The sequence below is a fragment of the Aureibaculum koreense genome, from assembly GCF_034296135.1.
In the GTDB taxonomy this organism is placed as follows: domain Bacteria; phylum Bacteroidota; class Bacteroidia; order Flavobacteriales; family Flavobacteriaceae; genus Aureibaculum.
This window is the reverse complement of the sequence record NZ_JAXKVV010000004.1, coordinates 126990-142137: the sequence shown is the minus strand read 5'-3', so window position 1 is coordinate 142137 and position 15148 is coordinate 126990. Positions and strand designations below refer to the sequence as shown.

Below are 15148 nucleotides of genomic sequence, written 5' to 3'. Positions count from 1 at the left end.
GCCTTTTTGTTGTATCAAAGTAAGTTGGAGTTATGGCATCGCATAAAAAAATTGTTCGTTTACAATTTTTCCATCATTGACTTCATAGACGCAAATTTCTTCAATTTGTTGCCTACCTCTGTCTTTGAAAGTAACATCAAAATCCATGGTGCACGAAAAATGGTTTCCCGCAACCTGAGGATCGGAAATTTCACCCTTATGAAACTCCTGTACATTATTAAACCAATCAATGCTTTTTTGGGTAACGGCTTCTTTACCCGAAGTTACTTCACCTGGAAAGCCTGGCATTTCTTTACTTACAATGTTATCGGCATATAACTCGTTTATTGCGGTCATACCATCTCCTTGTCGCATTAGTTCGACCAATCGATTGGCTACTTTTTGTGTGCTCATAGTTTTAAGATTTAGTGTTAATATTTTCTAAAGTTAGAAAAAATAAGCTGCATTTGTTACGAACAAAATTCATTTAACAAAAATTTAAATTTGTTAACACTATTTTTCACGCCTTTTAATCTCCCTTATTAAATGCTCCAAACCGTTCAATTTTAATTCGTAAACCAAGCCGAGCATCATGCCTAATTTGCCTTTTGGGAAACCTTTGGCGTGATACCAAACTATATAATGTTCGGGCAAATCTATAAGGTCTCTACCTTTAAATTTACCATAAGGCATTTTGGTGTTGGCTAGGTCGATAAGGAATTGTTTGTCTTGCATCATTCTTTGCCATCAACATAGTCTTGAAGGTATTTAAAATTTTTGGTCAGCTTACCGTTTTCCGTAACCTTTGCTCGTTTTAAGACCCCGTCTTTATCTCCATTAAAAAAAGCGGGAATTACATCTTTCATAAACATTGAGCCAAATCCGCGACTGGCATTATCGGGTAGTTCGCAGGGTAAATTGTCAACAGCCATTACCACGATGGCATTTTCGTCTTTAAAATTTATCTCTTGTCTAGTTTCTGGATTATATCCGTAAACAGGATCGGCAATTGTAGAAGGTCTTATTGTTGGTGCCACAGGACCGTCAATATCACAACTAATATCTGCAATTACTTTTATATTAAAATTAACCGATTTTGTATTTCTATGTGTAATGATATGTGGAGCACCTTCACCATAAAAATGGGCCGCAATGTAAATATCACTTACTTTAGCAAAACGCATAAATGTTGACTTGTATTCTTCTGGATTTTCGAAAAAATCATATTTATCTAATTGTCTTCCGTCTATGCGAGTATTATAATCTAGTGCATCCAATTGCACGTAAACAGGTTCGTCAAATTCTTTCTTTAGATAGTCATTAACCGAAACCTCTTTAATTTTTAATATCTCTAAAACTTCTCTAACTCCAGCACCCACTTTACCTGTACCGGTTACTACAATTTTTATTGCAGGCACTTTTATGTTGTTTAACTCCTTCTCTAATTCTATCCCGTTTTTTAAATCGTCCGCCTTTGGTAATTCAATCCCTCCAAATTTAAGTCCATAAGCCCTAAAGGCGTTATAGGCACCAACCACCCCCGCATAATATCCAAAACCTATCAAACGGTGTCCTTTAGAATTGGTAATGGTTTCATGATCGTAAAACGTGATGTTTTTGTCGAGCATAGCTCTTAACAAATCTCTATTATAGGGTTGTTTTTTAATGGTATGCGAAAAGAAAAAGTATGATTTATTAGCAATTAAATTTTCAATTGGAACTTCTTTTACACCCAATAAAACATCACAATCCGATACATCTTCAGCAACGGTAATTCCTAGCTCTTTATATTCTTCATCTTTAAAAACCCTGATATCGGAAGATTCGACAATTACCTCGGCATTAGGATATTCTCCTACTAATTTTTGGCAGGCATTGGGCGACAGAACCACACGACGATCTGGCGGGTTTTTACGCTCTTTTATTAAGGCAAATTTCATATGCTGTATAAATATTTCTTTTAAAAACCAAAATGATTGATTATACCATTTAAATCTCGTAAAACACCCCTAAAGTCCCCTCAAGGGGACAATACTCAAAAAACAAAACACGTTTGGCTTCCGTCTTCTGTCTTCCTGCTTTCAGCCTTTCTAAGTTTTGGTATAAAATTTGTTGCAAGGTATTATGAAATAAGGTATTTAACAAGTTTTGATTTTAAAATATTGCGTACCTTTGTAAAATCCTTCTGGATAAGAAATAAAATTGATGAGTTCCTGAAATAAATTCAGTATTAATTCAATTGCGGTACGTAAAACGTACCTATTTCATTAAGGGGATGACCGGTTTTGACAGCAAGATCAGTTAAACTGTAAGCATGTCGAGCAATGAAATAGTACTCGTAAAACTCAATTTCAACACTTTAAACGGCGAGAATAACTACGCTCTAGCTGCATAATCTGAATTATAGTAGGATTTAGCCAAGTCTCTACAAGGTAGAGAAGCTTTATGTCTCCTGAAAGCCTTTGTTAATGGCGTTCAACTTAGAGACATCGTAAAAATTAACATAGAAATGCTAGGCTTCGATAGTGTTTCGAAATTTAAGAAGCTAAGCTAAAAGTAGGCGGTTTTCGGTCAGCTTTTAGACGAAAATCAAACGAAAACTAAACATGTAGAAAGCACTTTAGTTGCTTGTTTGGACGAGGGTTCGAGTCCCTCCATCTCCACCTTCGCCCTCCGAAGCTTTTTCGTAAGAAAATGCGAAGGAGGGCTTTTTAATTTATCAACGAATTATTATATATTTCTGAGTTGGGCTATGGTGGACACCGTCCACCTTAAACCTTACTATTATGGAACAATGGACCGTTTATATATTACTTTGTAACGATAATACTTATTACACAGGTTGTACCAACAATTTTGAAGATCGGTTATCAAAACACGAAAAAGGTTATGTGAATTACACCAAAACAAGACTTCCTGTTCATATTGTTACTAAAGCTGTTTTTTATGACAAATACAAAGCTTATGATTTTGAAAAATATTTAAAATCAGGTTCTGGTATTGCTTTTAGAAATAAAAGGTTAATTTAAAAAAACTGCCAAGTTTACTTGAGTAGATTTTGTTATTTAAGAGACCAAATTTGGAACAAACAAGTAATTATAATTGCAGTAATGGATGCATTTAGGTCGGACAATGGCCAATCCTTCGGCTTAAGACTTCTTTAAACCCTTTTAAACCCTATCGTATTTAATAAAATAAAATCAACAATAAACCTAACTGATTTTCAATACTTTATATAAGTAAAAGTACTAGTTGGTATGTTTTTAATCCAATAAAATTTTAAAATATCCAACAGTTACAAGCTTGTTTTCCATAATATATCTACTTGAAAACAAAGAATATTTCGGTTAAAACAAAATACTAAACACAGCATTTGGAGTAAAAGCTAATGCACTTTTTGTTACCTGCTCAATTTGATTATCACGAACGCGATAAAAATTAGAAATTACATTGTCTTGATTCAGTACATTCCAAATTGAAACACCCACTTTAGCTCTAATTCCTGAGGTTATTTTAAATTTATATCCCGCAGATGCATCTAAACGTAAATAGTCTTCAAGTCGACTGCTGTTGGTAGCTTCATATTGAATGGTGTTTTCTTCTACGGTTTGATTTTCTATAGGACGCGTAGTTGGTTTACCTGTATAATAGTTGAGCCCTGCTGAAAATTTAAAGCTTGTGGTAGAAAATGTGGATCCCAACGTTACTGCGTGAGTGATATCCACATTATTTGGGAATTGTGATGGACTAAATTCATCAAAAGTATAAGTGTTTTTTCCATAAGAGTAACTCAACCAGCTACTCACCTTTCTAATTCTCTTATTAATCAATACGTCCATTCCATTTACGGCATAAGACCCAATGGATTGATCATAAATATGAGGACCTAAAAAACCTTGACTTTGCGAGGTAATTTGATCTACATTTTTGTGATATGCAGTAGCACTAATCAACCACCCTCTATTGGAAAAGCTCACTCCCAAAGAAGCTTGCTTACTTTGGATTACAGGCACCTCTAGTTGATTTGATAAACGCCATCTTCTCTTTTCAACTCCTAAAAAGTCGTTTTGAAAATTGATGATTTGAGAAGTGTTTTGATGTTTGAGCTCTCCGGCTATTTCTAGGTTAAAAAAGTCCGCGAACCGTTGATTAATCACTAGTCTGGGCTCTATCAAGTGCTTTTTAAATTTTTCTATATAGGCGTACCGCAATCCACCTTTTATTTGTGTATCGTTTGATTCAGATTTAAAATCAACACTAGAAAATAAAGCGTGTTCACGAATTACCTCAGTTTCTAAAGTTAAAAATCTTGGATCATCTACATCGGTAAGATTAGATATGCCAGATTCTATAAATTGATAGCCATTGATATAGGTCCATTTCGGGTTGGCTACATAGATTGTTTTAAATTTTACAGAAGACTCCGAAACCTTGTTTTCCTGCTCCAGACGTTGATCCTTTAAAACATCCTCATTTATCGCGTTGAGTCGGTAATCGGTTTCATAAAGTTGAAGGCTGGTTCTGAATTTATTCGTCCAATCTCTTTGATAATGGAGACCTTCGGCGGTTGTGTTCTGAATCAATCGGCTCTCTCTTGAGCTAGTTTGTTGATTTTGCTCCGCACTTTCATTAAAAATTAATTTATTATTGACCTTGATAAAATTAAATCGTATTAAGTCTTTAGTACTGGGTTGGTATAACCAACGTACAGAAGTGTCATAAAAATCAAAAGTAATTCCAGAATGTTCAACTTTCGTAGTGTTATTATCTACTTCACTATCTTGCAATACACGATCATAATAAGCTGAATAGGTAGGCGTTTCTACAAAGTCATTAATCGCTTTTCGAGCGGCAATTTGTACTGAAGATTTTGCTCCAAGCGGAACATCGATAAAAGCATTGGCATTGGTAAAATTTGCCCCAAAACTTCCTGATATTTTTTTTGCAATCTTATCATCGGTATTCATGAGTATGGTGCCCGAAACTCCGTCAGTATAATCAACCCCGGTCCCGTTTTTTATCAGAGATACTTTAGAAGTAATTGAAGGATTAAACATGGAAATTAATCCGAAAAAATGTCCCGATTGATACATTTTTATACCATCCCACAATAACAGATTTTCAGCATGTGTACCGCCCCTAATATTTATGTTTGATACCGTTTCGTCAGAACTTTGAACTCCTGGCAAGGCCTGTACTGTCTGTAATACATCTGTTTCTATCAAACCTGGTACAAGATCAAATTTTTTGAAATTTATGGACATACTACCGTCAGAAAGTTTGTCTATACCCTTGGCAATATAATTGGCCAAGATAACTTCTTCCAATGACTCATTTTGGATACGTAGTACAATAGTATCACAACTATTAGATTTAAAATCACTCGATGAAAAGATTAAGGGAGCATAACTTAAATGCCTAATCTCTATGATTTCATTTTTATCTTCTACCGTTAGACTAAAGAAGCCCTTAGCGTTCGAAATTGTAGCATCATTATCTCCAACAATGGAAGCTGAATTTACAGGTGTTTTATCAAACTGATCGACCAGATACCCACAAATGTTGAAAGAATCATTAATTTTATTAATAGTGATATAATTACCATCAAAAAAAGTGAATTTAAGTCCCGTTGACTTTCGGAGATACTCAACGGTATTTTCTAAATTTAAATTCGGATCAGGAGATGAAATATAGATATTCTTAATAGTTTGATCTGCAAAGGTAAATTGACAATCCAATCGTTGTTGAATATCAACTAAAATTTGGACAAGGGGTTTTTTATCGTTGTTGTCCTGTGCCAACAACAAGGAGGAATTAAAAAGATAAAGTATAAGTACAAAGCATTTTAATTTATTCACTCGAATATAAAAGTATTTTTGTAGGACCTTCTCTCTTATACTTTAAGTTGAATGAACTCGTGATAGATTGAAGTGCCTGCTCAAGGCTTAAATGGGTAAAGCCGCCCGTAAATAATTGTTCAGTATCAATATCCTTAACGGTAATTTCTACGGCAAATTGTCGTTCTACTTCATTCAATACTTCAATTAACGGAATACTTTTAAAAGTACTTCTGTCAGTGATCCAAGTTGGTTCTGTTTGTTTGATCTCATCCAATTTTAATTTACCATTGCGAATACTCAAAGATTTACCGATGGTTAATATCTGATTAACATCGCCACTTTCTACATGTACAACCCCTTCAAAACATTTGACTTCAAAAAAACTATCGCGTTGATTTACGGTAAATTGTGTTCCGCGTACAGAAACTACGCCAGCACTGGTATTTACATCAAACTTAGATCCTTTGGCAACCTTAAAAAAGGCTTCTCCTTTCAGGGTTAATTCTCTTTTCTCTTCCCAGGTTTTTTTATTAAAACTTACTGTAGAGAGGTTATTTAAAATCACCGTAGAGGCATCCGGTAAATCAAAAGTTTGTTTTTGACTGGCCAAAGTCTTAATTGTGGTAGTCCTATTATTAAAGAAAGTAAAGAATAATCCTAGGCTAATAACTATTATTGCCGCAACCCTCAATAAAACTTTATTAGGGCTAAAACGTACTACTTTTGGTTCTGTCTTACCATCACGAATCGTTTTAAACTGTTCATACGATCTTGTTTCCGAAAAATTTGATGCTTTAAACGCTTCAGCTCCTTCTATGATTTTTGAATTTAATTCAAAGTCAACATCTTCTTCAAACGCCTTTAATTCCTCAGTATTAAGGTCATTTGTTAACCATTTTTTTAGTATTTCGTCTTGATTCATTGAGTATTATTTAACCTAAAAACAACTTAACATGGATTTATCCTGACAAATTTTACGTTAATTTAATTCTTTTATTTCAGCTTTAATAATTTTAAAGGCAGAATAGATTCTATATTCGACCACTTTTTTGGTGATATTCAACATTTCCGCAATTTCTTGATGTTTTTTCCCCTCTGTTTTATTGAGTAAAAAGGCAACGCGTTGTTCTTCAGTTAATTTAGCTAATGCACGTTGATATTTTTGATAAAATTGTTCCTTTTCTAACAAAAATTCTGGATTTTCTCCAGTATAATCCTTCGGTTTTACCTGTTGATGTTTTAAAATTACCTTTTGATGTTTTATTTCGTTCAACATCATATTTTTTGACACCATAAAAACAAAACCTTTGGCTTTTTCAAAACTTACTTCTTTACAATTTTTCCATAATTTAACGAAAGCTTCTTGTACTGTATCATTTGGGTCGTGGCGATTCCCATATTTGTAATAAAGGTAGTTATGAAGGTCTTTTGAGTATGAATTATAGATAGAAGCGAACACACTTTCATCACATACAGACTTAGATTGGGTCATTAATTTCCTATTTATGAATTAAAATTAAAAATTTTCAGGATTTTTTAACGTTTAATTGTTTTAATATGTGTACAATAATATTAACAATTCGCATTGCATAATGAAACAAACGATAAAAACAACCAAATTATTACTCTTAGGATTATTAATTTTTAGTTCCTGCAGAACTGAAGAATCTGTTTTGATTCCTGGTCCAAACGAATCTAATTTTACGGCTGATTCGAATTTGGCGGGCCTAATGAAGCGTACCGCCTTAAAAGATGGCTCTTTTGATAACATAATTGATAGGGCTAATTGTTTTACCGTACAGTTTCCTTACACAGTTTTTGCCAACGGTATTCAGGTAGTAGTGAATTCTTCTGCCGATTTTGAATCGGTAGAGAATATATTTGATGATCACGATGATGATACCGATACCATCCAAATTCAATTCCCTATAACAGTAACCTTAGAGGATTTTACTGAGGTAACATTGAACAATCAAACTGAATTCGATGCTTTAGCAAGTACTTGTAAAGGTGAAAACGAAATGGATGATGATATTGAATGTGTAGATTTTCGCTTTCCAATAACCATCTCAACTTATAATACGGTTACTGAACAATTTGATAAAGATCAACTACTAAATGATCGGGAATTATTCGATTTTATAGATGATTTTAAATCGGATGACATCTCAAATATTGAGTTTCCAGTAGTAGTTATTCGAAGTGACGAGACCGAAATTACAACGAATACCATGCCAGAACTAGAAGCAGAAATTACCGCTGCAATCAATGCTTGTGATGAAGATGACGACTACGACTATAATGACGATGATTGTATAGATTGCGAATTACTAGAATTCGTTGACTTATTGACTGAATGTAACGATTGGGGAATTAATCGCTTAACGCTGAACTCCTTAAATCTAGACTTACTATATCCGTTATATCGATTTGAATTCGATAGCAATGGTACTGTAAGGGTAAAACTTTTACTATTGACATTGTTTTCGGGAACTTGGACTGCAACTGGTACTGGACAAAACATTGAATTGACAATATCCATTCCTGGCTTGACGGAAGTATCTAATGTTTGGACCTTAACTGAAATTGATATTGTGCCAGGCGAGACAAGGGTTGATTTTAAGAATGGTGACGATCGTTTGCGGTTTGAAAGTGTATGTAATTAATAGATGTATTAATTTAAATTTTTTATATCATAACTAAAAAGAGCATCTTAATTTCGGGATGCTTTTTTATTGAACCAGACAATTGTTGATCAATTAAATTACCCGTAAAGCAAAGTAATATTGGGAAAATTAAAATTAATTTGATTTTTTTTCAGGATTATTAAAGAGGAGGTTGTTTTTAAGATAGGGGAGTCTTAATAGCAAATTAATCTAGACTCAGTTTAATTTTTTTATATCATAGCTAAAAAAGCATCCTTACTTCGGGATGCTTTTTTTAATACGAATAAAATAACCATTAGATTCATTACACTTTAGCAGCTAATTTGTGAAGAGAATAAAAAAATCATTTTATTTTCAGGACAATTTAAACTTAAGTTGTTTTTAATCCACAGGTCGCAAATAAAAACTTAAACATGAGTGACCAATTAAAAATTTTATACTATGAAAAAAATTGCTATGTTAAGAACCGCTTGGATATTGATACTAATTTTATTGCTTGCTACAAGTGTTTCCGCTCAAGATTTTCAAAAGTTGGATAAGGATCCTCAAGATATTGCTTATTTAAGGGCTTCAAGGGTTTCGATGCCTATGGTCAAAGTTATTTATGGAAGACCATCTTTAAAAGATGACCAAGAACAACTGACAGATAAAATTTCTTACGGTAAAATTTGGAGAACTGGAGCCAATGAAGCGACAGAAGTTAAGTTTTATAAAGATATCTATTTCGGGGAAACCCTAGTAAAATCAGGAACATATGTATTATTAACTATTCCTGGCGAAACAGAATGGGAAATCATATTAAATAGCGAAATTGACACTTGGGGTGCTTTTCAGTATAATCCTGAGGCTAATATTGCTCAACTAAAGATACCGGTAAAAAAAGCAGAACGCTTATCAATATTCTCTATTGGATTTAAAAGAATCAACGAAAATGCCAAAATGGTATTGGCTTGGGGTTATACACGAGTTTCAATTCCAATAAAATTTACCGAAGAATATTATTTTGCTAAACTATAAGTTAGTTGAAGAATTAATCAATAGCTAGACTAATTGTAATTGAATAATTTGAGGGGAGTCAATCTATTTAATACTTGGGATTATTGCTAGAAAACTGCTTTGAATTGAATTCAAAGCAGTTTTTTTATTTTACTTCTTTATCGAACACCCGATAGCCCTTGTTTTAGTAACCTCTATCTCCTTACTTGCCAATAACGCATCTACTGCATTTTCTAAATACTTAACCTTAACATTATTCTCATTTCTAGAACTATCATCAATTCCGCCAATATATTTTACAACTAGTCCTTCCTCTTCTTTTTGTAATAAATAGACGTGAGGTGTTGCCGTAGCACCATATTGCGGATATATTTTTTGCCCATCATCAAACAAATAAGGAAATGTAAACCCTTTTTCTTTAGCTCTAACCTTCATCAATTCGTAACTATCACCAGGTTGGACAGCAGGATTATTAGGATTAATTGCAATCACAGGAAAACCTTGGTCTTTGTATTTTTTGTCTAGGGCCAGTATTCTATCTTCGTTCCTTACAGAAACAGGACAAGTATTGCAAGTAAAGATAACGATAAAGCCTTTGGCTTCCGTATAATCAGCTAATGATACCATGTTTCCATCAACATTCTTTAATGAAAAATCAGTGGCAATATCACCAACGTTATAACCTTCAGAATTGTTTTTTTCTGAGTTTGAAGTGGTAAAAGCAAACAATGTTGCTATTACAATTATTGCTAGTAGTGTTTTTAAGTTTTTCATAATATAAATAATAAAGTTATAGAAATTCTTTAATCGTTTTATTTAATGATTCTTGAGTAAATGATTGCTCAAAAAAAGCTCGTTTATTTTTATTGTAAATTATGGTTGCCGGCAACGCACCAGACCAAGATTCATCCACTTTGGGTATCCATTCATTTTCATTGGGATCGTCCAATAAAATTACTTGTGGACTAACTTTATGCTTTTTTACAAATGGTATCAATTTACTTTCAAACTTTTCAGGAAAATCTAAACTAACCAAAATTACCTTTACTTTTTTGTCTTTGTAATTAGTGTACAATTCTTCAAAATAGGGTAATTCCTTTATACAAGGACCACACCAGGTTGCCCAAAAATTGATTACATACGTAGAATCATCATTAGCATTTAGTATGGGTTCCAGTTGAGAAAAATTGTAAATTTCTATGCTATCATTCTCTTGGTTAGCAACATCAATTTTCTGTTGTGCCTTACTAGAAAACACAATTAATAAGCCTATAACAACTAATACCTTCCTCATTAATAATCAATTAGATTCCCAAATTTAATCAAAGATAGTTACTAATAGAAGTAGTATTGATTCTTTTATAAAAATTTTAACTTACTCAAAAGTCGTAGTATATGTTTTTTATACCTCTATTCAAGTTCTAATTTTACATAGACGGGCAAATGGTCGGAAGGGTATTTTAAATCTTTAGAATCACTTAAAACAGCATATTTTTTAACCATAACTGGAGGTGATTTAGATACAAAAATATAATCAATTCGCCGTGTAACGGGTTCGTTAAACTTAAAACCGTTAAACGTGCCTGATGGTCCAAATTTAAGTTTACTTGATTCTTTGGTATCAACAAAATTTTGCTGTAAGTTGCTTATGAGTTCATTGTCAGGCTCTACATTAAGGTCTCCCATAATTATTATAGGATGATTTTCTGTATTTATTGTTTTTATCCTTTCTTGAATCAATTTCATGCTATTTAGCCTTGATTGTTGCCCAACATGGTCTAAATGAGTATTGAAAATCCACACTTTTTCCAATGATTCTAAATCAGTAAATAAGCCATAGGTACAATTCCTTTCAAAAGCAGCATCCCAACCCTTTGAGCGTATTTCAGGTGTTTCAGAAAGCCAAAACGTACTATCATTTTCAACCTTTACTTTATTCGTATTGTAAAAAATAGCAGAGTATTCTCCATTATCTCCTCCCTCTCTACCATGACCTATCATTTTATAATCTGTCAGGGTTTCTTTCATAAATTTAATTTGGTTAGGACGACCTTCTTGGGTTCCCATCACATCTGGACCGTAAAATTTTATCTGCTCGGTTATAAATTCTTTACGGTGTTCCCAAGCATTTTCTTCATCCGAGGCAACATCTAGACGGATGTTGTAGGTCATAACTGACAAGTTTTGACCATGAACAGAGATAAAAAACAACACCATGGTAATTAAGAAAAGAAGGTTTTTCATTTTTGCTAATTTTTTTGTTGATAAACCCTTACATAATCTACCACCATTTGTTGTGGAAAAACACTATCATCAATTCCTTTTTGACCTCCTAGCATTCCGCCAACAGCAACATTTAAAATTAAATAAAATTTTTGGTCAAAAGGCCATTCTGCTGTGGTTTTATGTTCGTTTTCTATCTGATTATAAACCACACCATCTAAGATAAAGTCTATTTTTTCGGGTGTCCAATCCAATGCAAAAACATGGAATTCATCATAAGGTTTATCAATAAAAATACTTTTGCTTTTTTCAGTTCCCTTGGTATGGTTATAGGCTTCAGTATGAATTGTTCCAAAAATGGAATCCTTATTAAAGCCAACGTGTTCCATAATGTCAATTTCACCGCATTCTGGCCAACTGACTTCACTTCTATTATTTCCCAACATCCAAATTGCAGGCCACATACCTACTCCCTTTGGCAATTTCGCCCTAACTTCAATGCGTCCATATTGCCAAGATGCCAAATCTTTAGTGGTTAATCTGGCGGAAGTATATTTTGCTGTTTTCCGCTCGGCGGCATATTTCATCCAGCTTTTCTTTAGTAATTCTGGATTGTTATAATCTTTATTAGTAATGGCTTCTTTATGGGTTTCAATGATTAAATTTCCATCTTCTACCCTTGCGTTTTTTAAACTATCGGTATAATACTGTTCTTCTTGATTTGCAATAAAACCATAGGCATATCCCCATTTGGTGCTATCTAGCTTGCCCTTATAATTGAACTCATCGCTCCAAACTAAACTGTAACCATCTTTGGTTGGGCTCTCTTTAATTCTCTCAAACAATAATTCAGGTTCATTGGTGGTAATATAATCGAATTCATTGGCCAACAACCAATCTAAATCTTCCTGAGCATTTACCGTCCAGGCATTTAATGTTAATCCTAATTCTTTGGCTTCCTCAATCCAATGTGGATTCTTTTTAAACACGTTCATATGATAGTCCAACCCTGAAATTCCGTCATTTTTTAATTCCTGTGGCGATTTAGAACCATTTAAATACTGCGTTTTTGCATTTGGATCGAGTTCTACAATTTTTTGAAGAATACCATAGCCAAAACTAATATAGGAATGGATATAAGGTTCGGCTTTTAGTTCTTTGACCAGAGCTAGTATTTTCTCGGTCATCTTAAGGTTGTGTTCTATATCTTTTGAAGGTTTTATTTCTAGCACCAAACCTGTAGTGGTATTGTTTTCCATACCCGCAAGAATGTAATCTTTAAGGGTAGGTAATATTTCCCCATTGGAAAGTTTGAATTTTGAAAGTTCTTCGTAAGTGCTTTCTTTTATCGTCAAATCGTTGTAATGAGGATCGTGATAAACAACTGGAATGCTGTCCGCAGTCATATGCACATCAAACTCTGAACCTGTACAGCCCAACTCAATGGCATATTTTAGAGCGGCAATGGAGTTCTCAGGAAGCTCCTTGGCTTTAAAAGCACCACGGTGGGCAACTACTACGTTATCTGCAAAATTAATATTGTCTTTCACGTTATTGTCACAAGCAATAAGACCTGTAAGCACTAATATAAGGGATAAATTTTTGAGATATGAGATGTTAGACATGAGATATTGGATAAAAAATGAAGTTATCGTTTAGTTTATAAAATTACAAAGAAATTATTTTAACTGTAACTTCAAAAAGCGGTTTTGATAAAATAGATACCATATAAAGTTTAACTGATTCAAATAAAAAGCGGGATTAGTTCAATTAAAAAAATCTAAGGGTTGATTCGAGACCCTTAGATTTTTAACATACTAACTTAAACTCAAAAAATTTAATTCCATTAATCTGTGTAACCCGAGTTCTGAGGGTAATTTGGCCCCAATAAATCTAATTCTGATTGTGGAATTGGCATATTTACCATCCAATCTTCTATACGCTCTCTAGCTATAAACTTCCATTGTTCATTACCTGCATGGTCCCTCATAAACTCAATTAATTTACCTGTTCTTTTTAGGGTGTACCATCGCTGCCCTTCAAAAGCTAATTCTCTAGCTCTTTCATCTAAAATTGCTTGTAAATCAATTTCTGTTAATTCTGTGGCGTTGGCACGTGTTCTTACTGCATTTATATAAGTTAAAGCTTTTGCGGTATTGCCATTCATCATGTGAGCTTCGGCACCAATCAAATAAGTCTCCGCTAATCTATAAATCAAGATGTTTTTTACTTGACTCGCTTCATCAGGCACAGCATCATCCTGTAAATATTTTAAAACACCCGGGTTCATAGTTAAATAATAGTTTCTATGCTGACTACCATACTCTTCGTAAACATCAATAGTGTCACCTACTTTTTTACCTGCTGGTAAATTTGCTACATCGTTATATGTATAATAACTTATATAGTAAGTATGATCATCCCTGTCATCATTTGGGTCTTCTTTTAAAAGATTACGTAAATACTCATTTGGCATTAAAAAACCAGCTCCTCTAGCTCCATTTTCTATGGCAAAATCTGCACCATCAATTCTATTGTATTGTGCTACCACATTAAAATTCATACGGTGCATATTACCCCCTCCAATAGTTTCATTGGGGTCGGCATACTGAATGGCAAACAAGGTTTCACCATTATTATAATCTCCTTTAAAAACATCTTTAGTGTTACCTACTAAATTATAGCTACCATTATCAATAACCGCATCAGCTTGTAAGGCTGCTTCTGTATAGTCTTTTTGCCAAATAGCCGTTTTAGCTCTTAAATGTCTGGCAGCAGCTTGAGTCCATCTTCCATATTGGTCAGTTGTCCAATCTAAATTGGCAATTGCAAAGTCCAAATCACTGTTTATTAAAGTGAATATCTCTTCTTCCGTTGAAGGTGCCTCCGGCCTGTCAAAACCATTTTCTGGTGTAGTGGGCTCAGTTGTAATAAAAATGTTATTAAACATTCTATACAAGGTAAAATAAGAATTAGCTCTCATTGCCTTCGCTTCTGCAATTAAAACATTTTTTCTTGTTTCATCCATCTCCGTATTTTCTGCTCCTTGAATAACAGCATTGGCTCTATCAACCAATCGATAATGGTGTCTCCAGAATCTTGAAAAACGTTTTGACCCAAAGTCGTTAACCGTTCTCCCCCAACTTAAGGTAGCATACAAAGAGATTTCTCCAGATCTACCAAATACTAAATCTGATTTAGCGATCATGGTCATAGCTCTCGCACTATTCCACTCACCATCTTCATATAAAGCCCTGTTCAAACTATATAAACCGACCGTCGCGGCCTCTAGACCTTCAGGAGTATTATATGTAAAATCTGCAGAAGTATCTGACAGTAACTCGTCTTTTAAATAATCTTCACATGATGTTGTTAGAACCACAAGTCCGACAACCAACATACCGATTAAAATTCTTGAATTTTTATTAAATAATTTCATCTTTT

At 33.7% G+C, this 15148-nt stretch carries 14 protein-coding genes and 1 other RNA gene; 4 read left to right on the top strand and 11 right to left on the bottom strand.

Features of this window, described 5'->3' with window-relative positions:
- Positions 1 to 30 precede the first annotated feature (30 nt).
- From UMM65_RS05670 to UMM65_RS05660, 3 genes are all read right to left on the bottom strand, one after another.
- Positions 31 to 393 (bottom strand): nuclear transport factor 2 family protein, encoded by a 363-nt coding sequence (locus tag UMM65_RS05670; protein WP_321975516.1) that lies wholly within the window; start codon positions 391 to 393, stop codon positions 31 to 33.
- Positions 394 to 492: 99 nt separating this feature from the next.
- Positions 493 to 717, bottom strand: coding sequence for a DUF3820 family protein (locus tag UMM65_RS05665; protein ID WP_321975515.1), 225 nt, complete (start codon positions 715 to 717; stop codon positions 493 to 495).
- Positions 714 to 1919 (bottom strand): NAD(P)-dependent oxidoreductase, encoded by a 1206-nt coding sequence (locus UMM65_RS05660; RefSeq protein WP_321975514.1) that lies wholly within the window; start codon positions 1917 to 1919, stop codon positions 714 to 716. The genes UMM65_RS05665 and UMM65_RS05660 overlap by 4 nt, the downstream gene beginning before the upstream one ends.
- A 331-nt stretch (positions 1920 to 2250) precedes the next feature.
- On the opposite strand from UMM65_RS05660, the gene ssrA reads away from it, so the two are divergent.
- Both ssrA and UMM65_RS05650 read left to right on the top strand, forming a co-directional pair.
- Positions 2251 to 2645: a transfer-messenger RNA gene (gene ssrA / locus UMM65_RS05655) on the top strand.
- Positions 2646 to 2765: 120 nt separating this feature from the next.
- A complete protein-coding gene (locus UMM65_RS05650; RefSeq protein WP_321975513.1) occupies positions 2766 to 3008 on the top strand; it encodes a GIY-YIG nuclease family protein in 243 nt (80 codons plus the stop codon).
- Between the two features lie 318 nt (positions 3009 to 3326).
- On the opposite strand, the gene UMM65_RS05645 is transcribed toward UMM65_RS05650, so the two are convergent.
- From UMM65_RS05645 to UMM65_RS05635, 3 genes are read right to left on the bottom strand one after another with little or no spacing between them, the layout of a single operon-like run.
- On the bottom strand, positions 3327 to 5837 hold the full coding sequence (locus tag UMM65_RS05645; protein ID WP_321975512.1) for a TonB-dependent receptor plug domain-containing protein: 2511 nt from the start codon (positions 5835 to 5837) through the stop codon (positions 3327 to 3329).
- Positions 5830 to 6741: a FecR family protein gene (locus UMM65_RS05640; protein WP_321975511.1), complete on the bottom strand. Its 912-nt coding sequence runs from the start codon at positions 6739 to 6741 to the stop codon at positions 5830 to 5832. The genes UMM65_RS05645 and UMM65_RS05640 overlap by 8 nt, the downstream gene beginning before the upstream one ends.
- Positions 6742 to 6798: 57 nt before the next feature.
- On the bottom strand, positions 6799 to 7311 hold the full coding sequence (locus tag UMM65_RS05635; RefSeq protein ID WP_321975510.1) for an RNA polymerase sigma factor: 513 nt from the start codon (positions 7309 to 7311) through the stop codon (positions 6799 to 6801).
- 100 nt (positions 7312 to 7411) lie between these two features.
- Here UMM65_RS05635 and UMM65_RS05630 point away from each other — a divergent pair, with 100 nt between their 5' ends.
- On the top strand, positions 7412 to 8485 hold the full coding sequence (locus UMM65_RS05630) for a hypothetical protein (RefSeq protein ID WP_321975509.1): 1074 nt from the start codon (positions 7412 to 7414) through the stop codon (positions 8483 to 8485).
- 441 nt (positions 8486 to 8926) lie between these two features.
- The gene (locus UMM65_RS05625; RefSeq protein ID WP_321975508.1) at positions 8927 to 9502 is read left to right on the top strand and encodes a DUF2911 domain-containing protein; all 576 of its coding nucleotides are present in this window, start codon (positions 8927 to 8929) and stop codon (positions 9500 to 9502) included.
- Positions 9503 to 9631: 129 nt separating this feature from the next.
- Here UMM65_RS05625 and UMM65_RS05620 read toward each other — a convergent pair whose 3' ends face one another.
- From UMM65_RS05620 to UMM65_RS05600, 5 genes are all read right to left on the bottom strand, one after another.
- Complete coding sequence (locus UMM65_RS05620) at positions 9632 to 10255, bottom strand: thioredoxin family protein (protein WP_321975507.1); 624 nt, start codon at positions 10253 to 10255, stop codon at positions 9632 to 9634.
- A 16-nt stretch (positions 10256 to 10271) separates the two neighbouring features.
- Positions 10272 to 10775 carry a TlpA disulfide reductase family protein gene (locus UMM65_RS05615; protein WP_321975506.1) on the bottom strand — a complete coding sequence of 168 codons (504 nt, stop codon included), beginning with the start codon at positions 10773 to 10775 and terminating at the stop codon, positions 10272 to 10274.
- Between the two features lie 116 nt (positions 10776 to 10891).
- Positions 10892 to 11725, bottom strand: coding sequence for an endonuclease/exonuclease/phosphatase family protein (locus UMM65_RS05610; RefSeq protein WP_321975505.1), 834 nt, complete (start codon positions 11723 to 11725; stop codon positions 10892 to 10894).
- Positions 11726 to 11730: 5 nt separating this feature from the next.
- Positions 11731 to 13329, bottom strand: a complete 1599-nt coding sequence (locus UMM65_RS05605) for a glycerophosphodiester phosphodiesterase family protein (protein WP_321975504.1) — start codon at positions 13327 to 13329, stop codon at positions 11731 to 11733.
- A 221-nt stretch (positions 13330 to 13550) separates the two neighbouring features.
- Complete coding sequence (locus UMM65_RS05600; RefSeq protein ID WP_321975503.1) at positions 13551 to 15143, bottom strand: RagB/SusD family nutrient uptake outer membrane protein; 1593 nt, start codon at positions 15141 to 15143, stop codon at positions 13551 to 13553.
- Between the last annotated feature and the right edge of the window lie 5 nt (positions 15144 to 15148).

Coding starts and splice junctions, on each gene's coding strand:
- UMM65_RS05600 (WP_321975503.1), bottom strand. CDS start 15,143: ATGAAATTATTTAATAAAAATTCAAGAATTTTAATCGGTATGTTGGTT.
- UMM65_RS05610 (WP_321975505.1), bottom strand. CDS start 11,725: ATGAAAAACCTTCTTTTCTTAATTACCATGGTGTTGTTTTTTATCTCT.
- UMM65_RS05620 (WP_321975507.1), bottom strand. CDS start 10,255: ATGAAAAACTTAAAAACACTACTAGCAATAATTGTAATAGCAACATTG.
- UMM65_RS05635 (WP_321975510.1), bottom strand. CDS start 7,311: ATGACCCAATCTAAGTCTGTATGTGATGAAAGTGTGTTCGCTTCTATC.
- UMM65_RS05625 (WP_321975508.1), top strand. CDS start 8,927: ATGAAAAAAATTGCTATGTTAAGAACCGCTTGGATATTGATACTAATT.
- UMM65_RS05640 (WP_321975511.1), bottom strand. CDS start 6,741: ATGAATCAAGACGAAATACTAAAAAAATGGTTAACAAATGACCTTAAT.
- UMM65_RS05650 (WP_321975513.1), top strand. CDS start 2,766: ATGGAACAATGGACCGTTTATATATTACTTTGTAACGATAATACTTAT.
- UMM65_RS05660 (WP_321975514.1), bottom strand. CDS start 1,919: ATGAAATTTGCCTTAATAAAAGAGCGTAAAAACCCGCCAGATCGTCGT.
- UMM65_RS05630 (WP_321975509.1), top strand. CDS start 7,412: ATGAAACAAACGATAAAAACAACCAAATTATTACTCTTAGGATTATTA.
- UMM65_RS05670 (WP_321975516.1), bottom strand. CDS start 393: ATGAGCACACAAAAAGTAGCCAATCGATTGGTCGAACTAATGCGACAA.
- UMM65_RS05605 (WP_321975504.1), bottom strand. CDS start 13,329: ATGTCTAACATCTCATATCTCAAAAATTTATCCCTTATATTAGTGCTT.
- UMM65_RS05665 (WP_321975515.1), bottom strand. CDS start 717: ATGATGCAAGACAAACAATTCCTTATCGACCTAGCCAACACCAAAATG.
- UMM65_RS05615 (WP_321975506.1), bottom strand. CDS start 10,775: ATGAGGAAGGTATTAGTTGTTATAGGCTTATTAATTGTGTTTTCTAGT.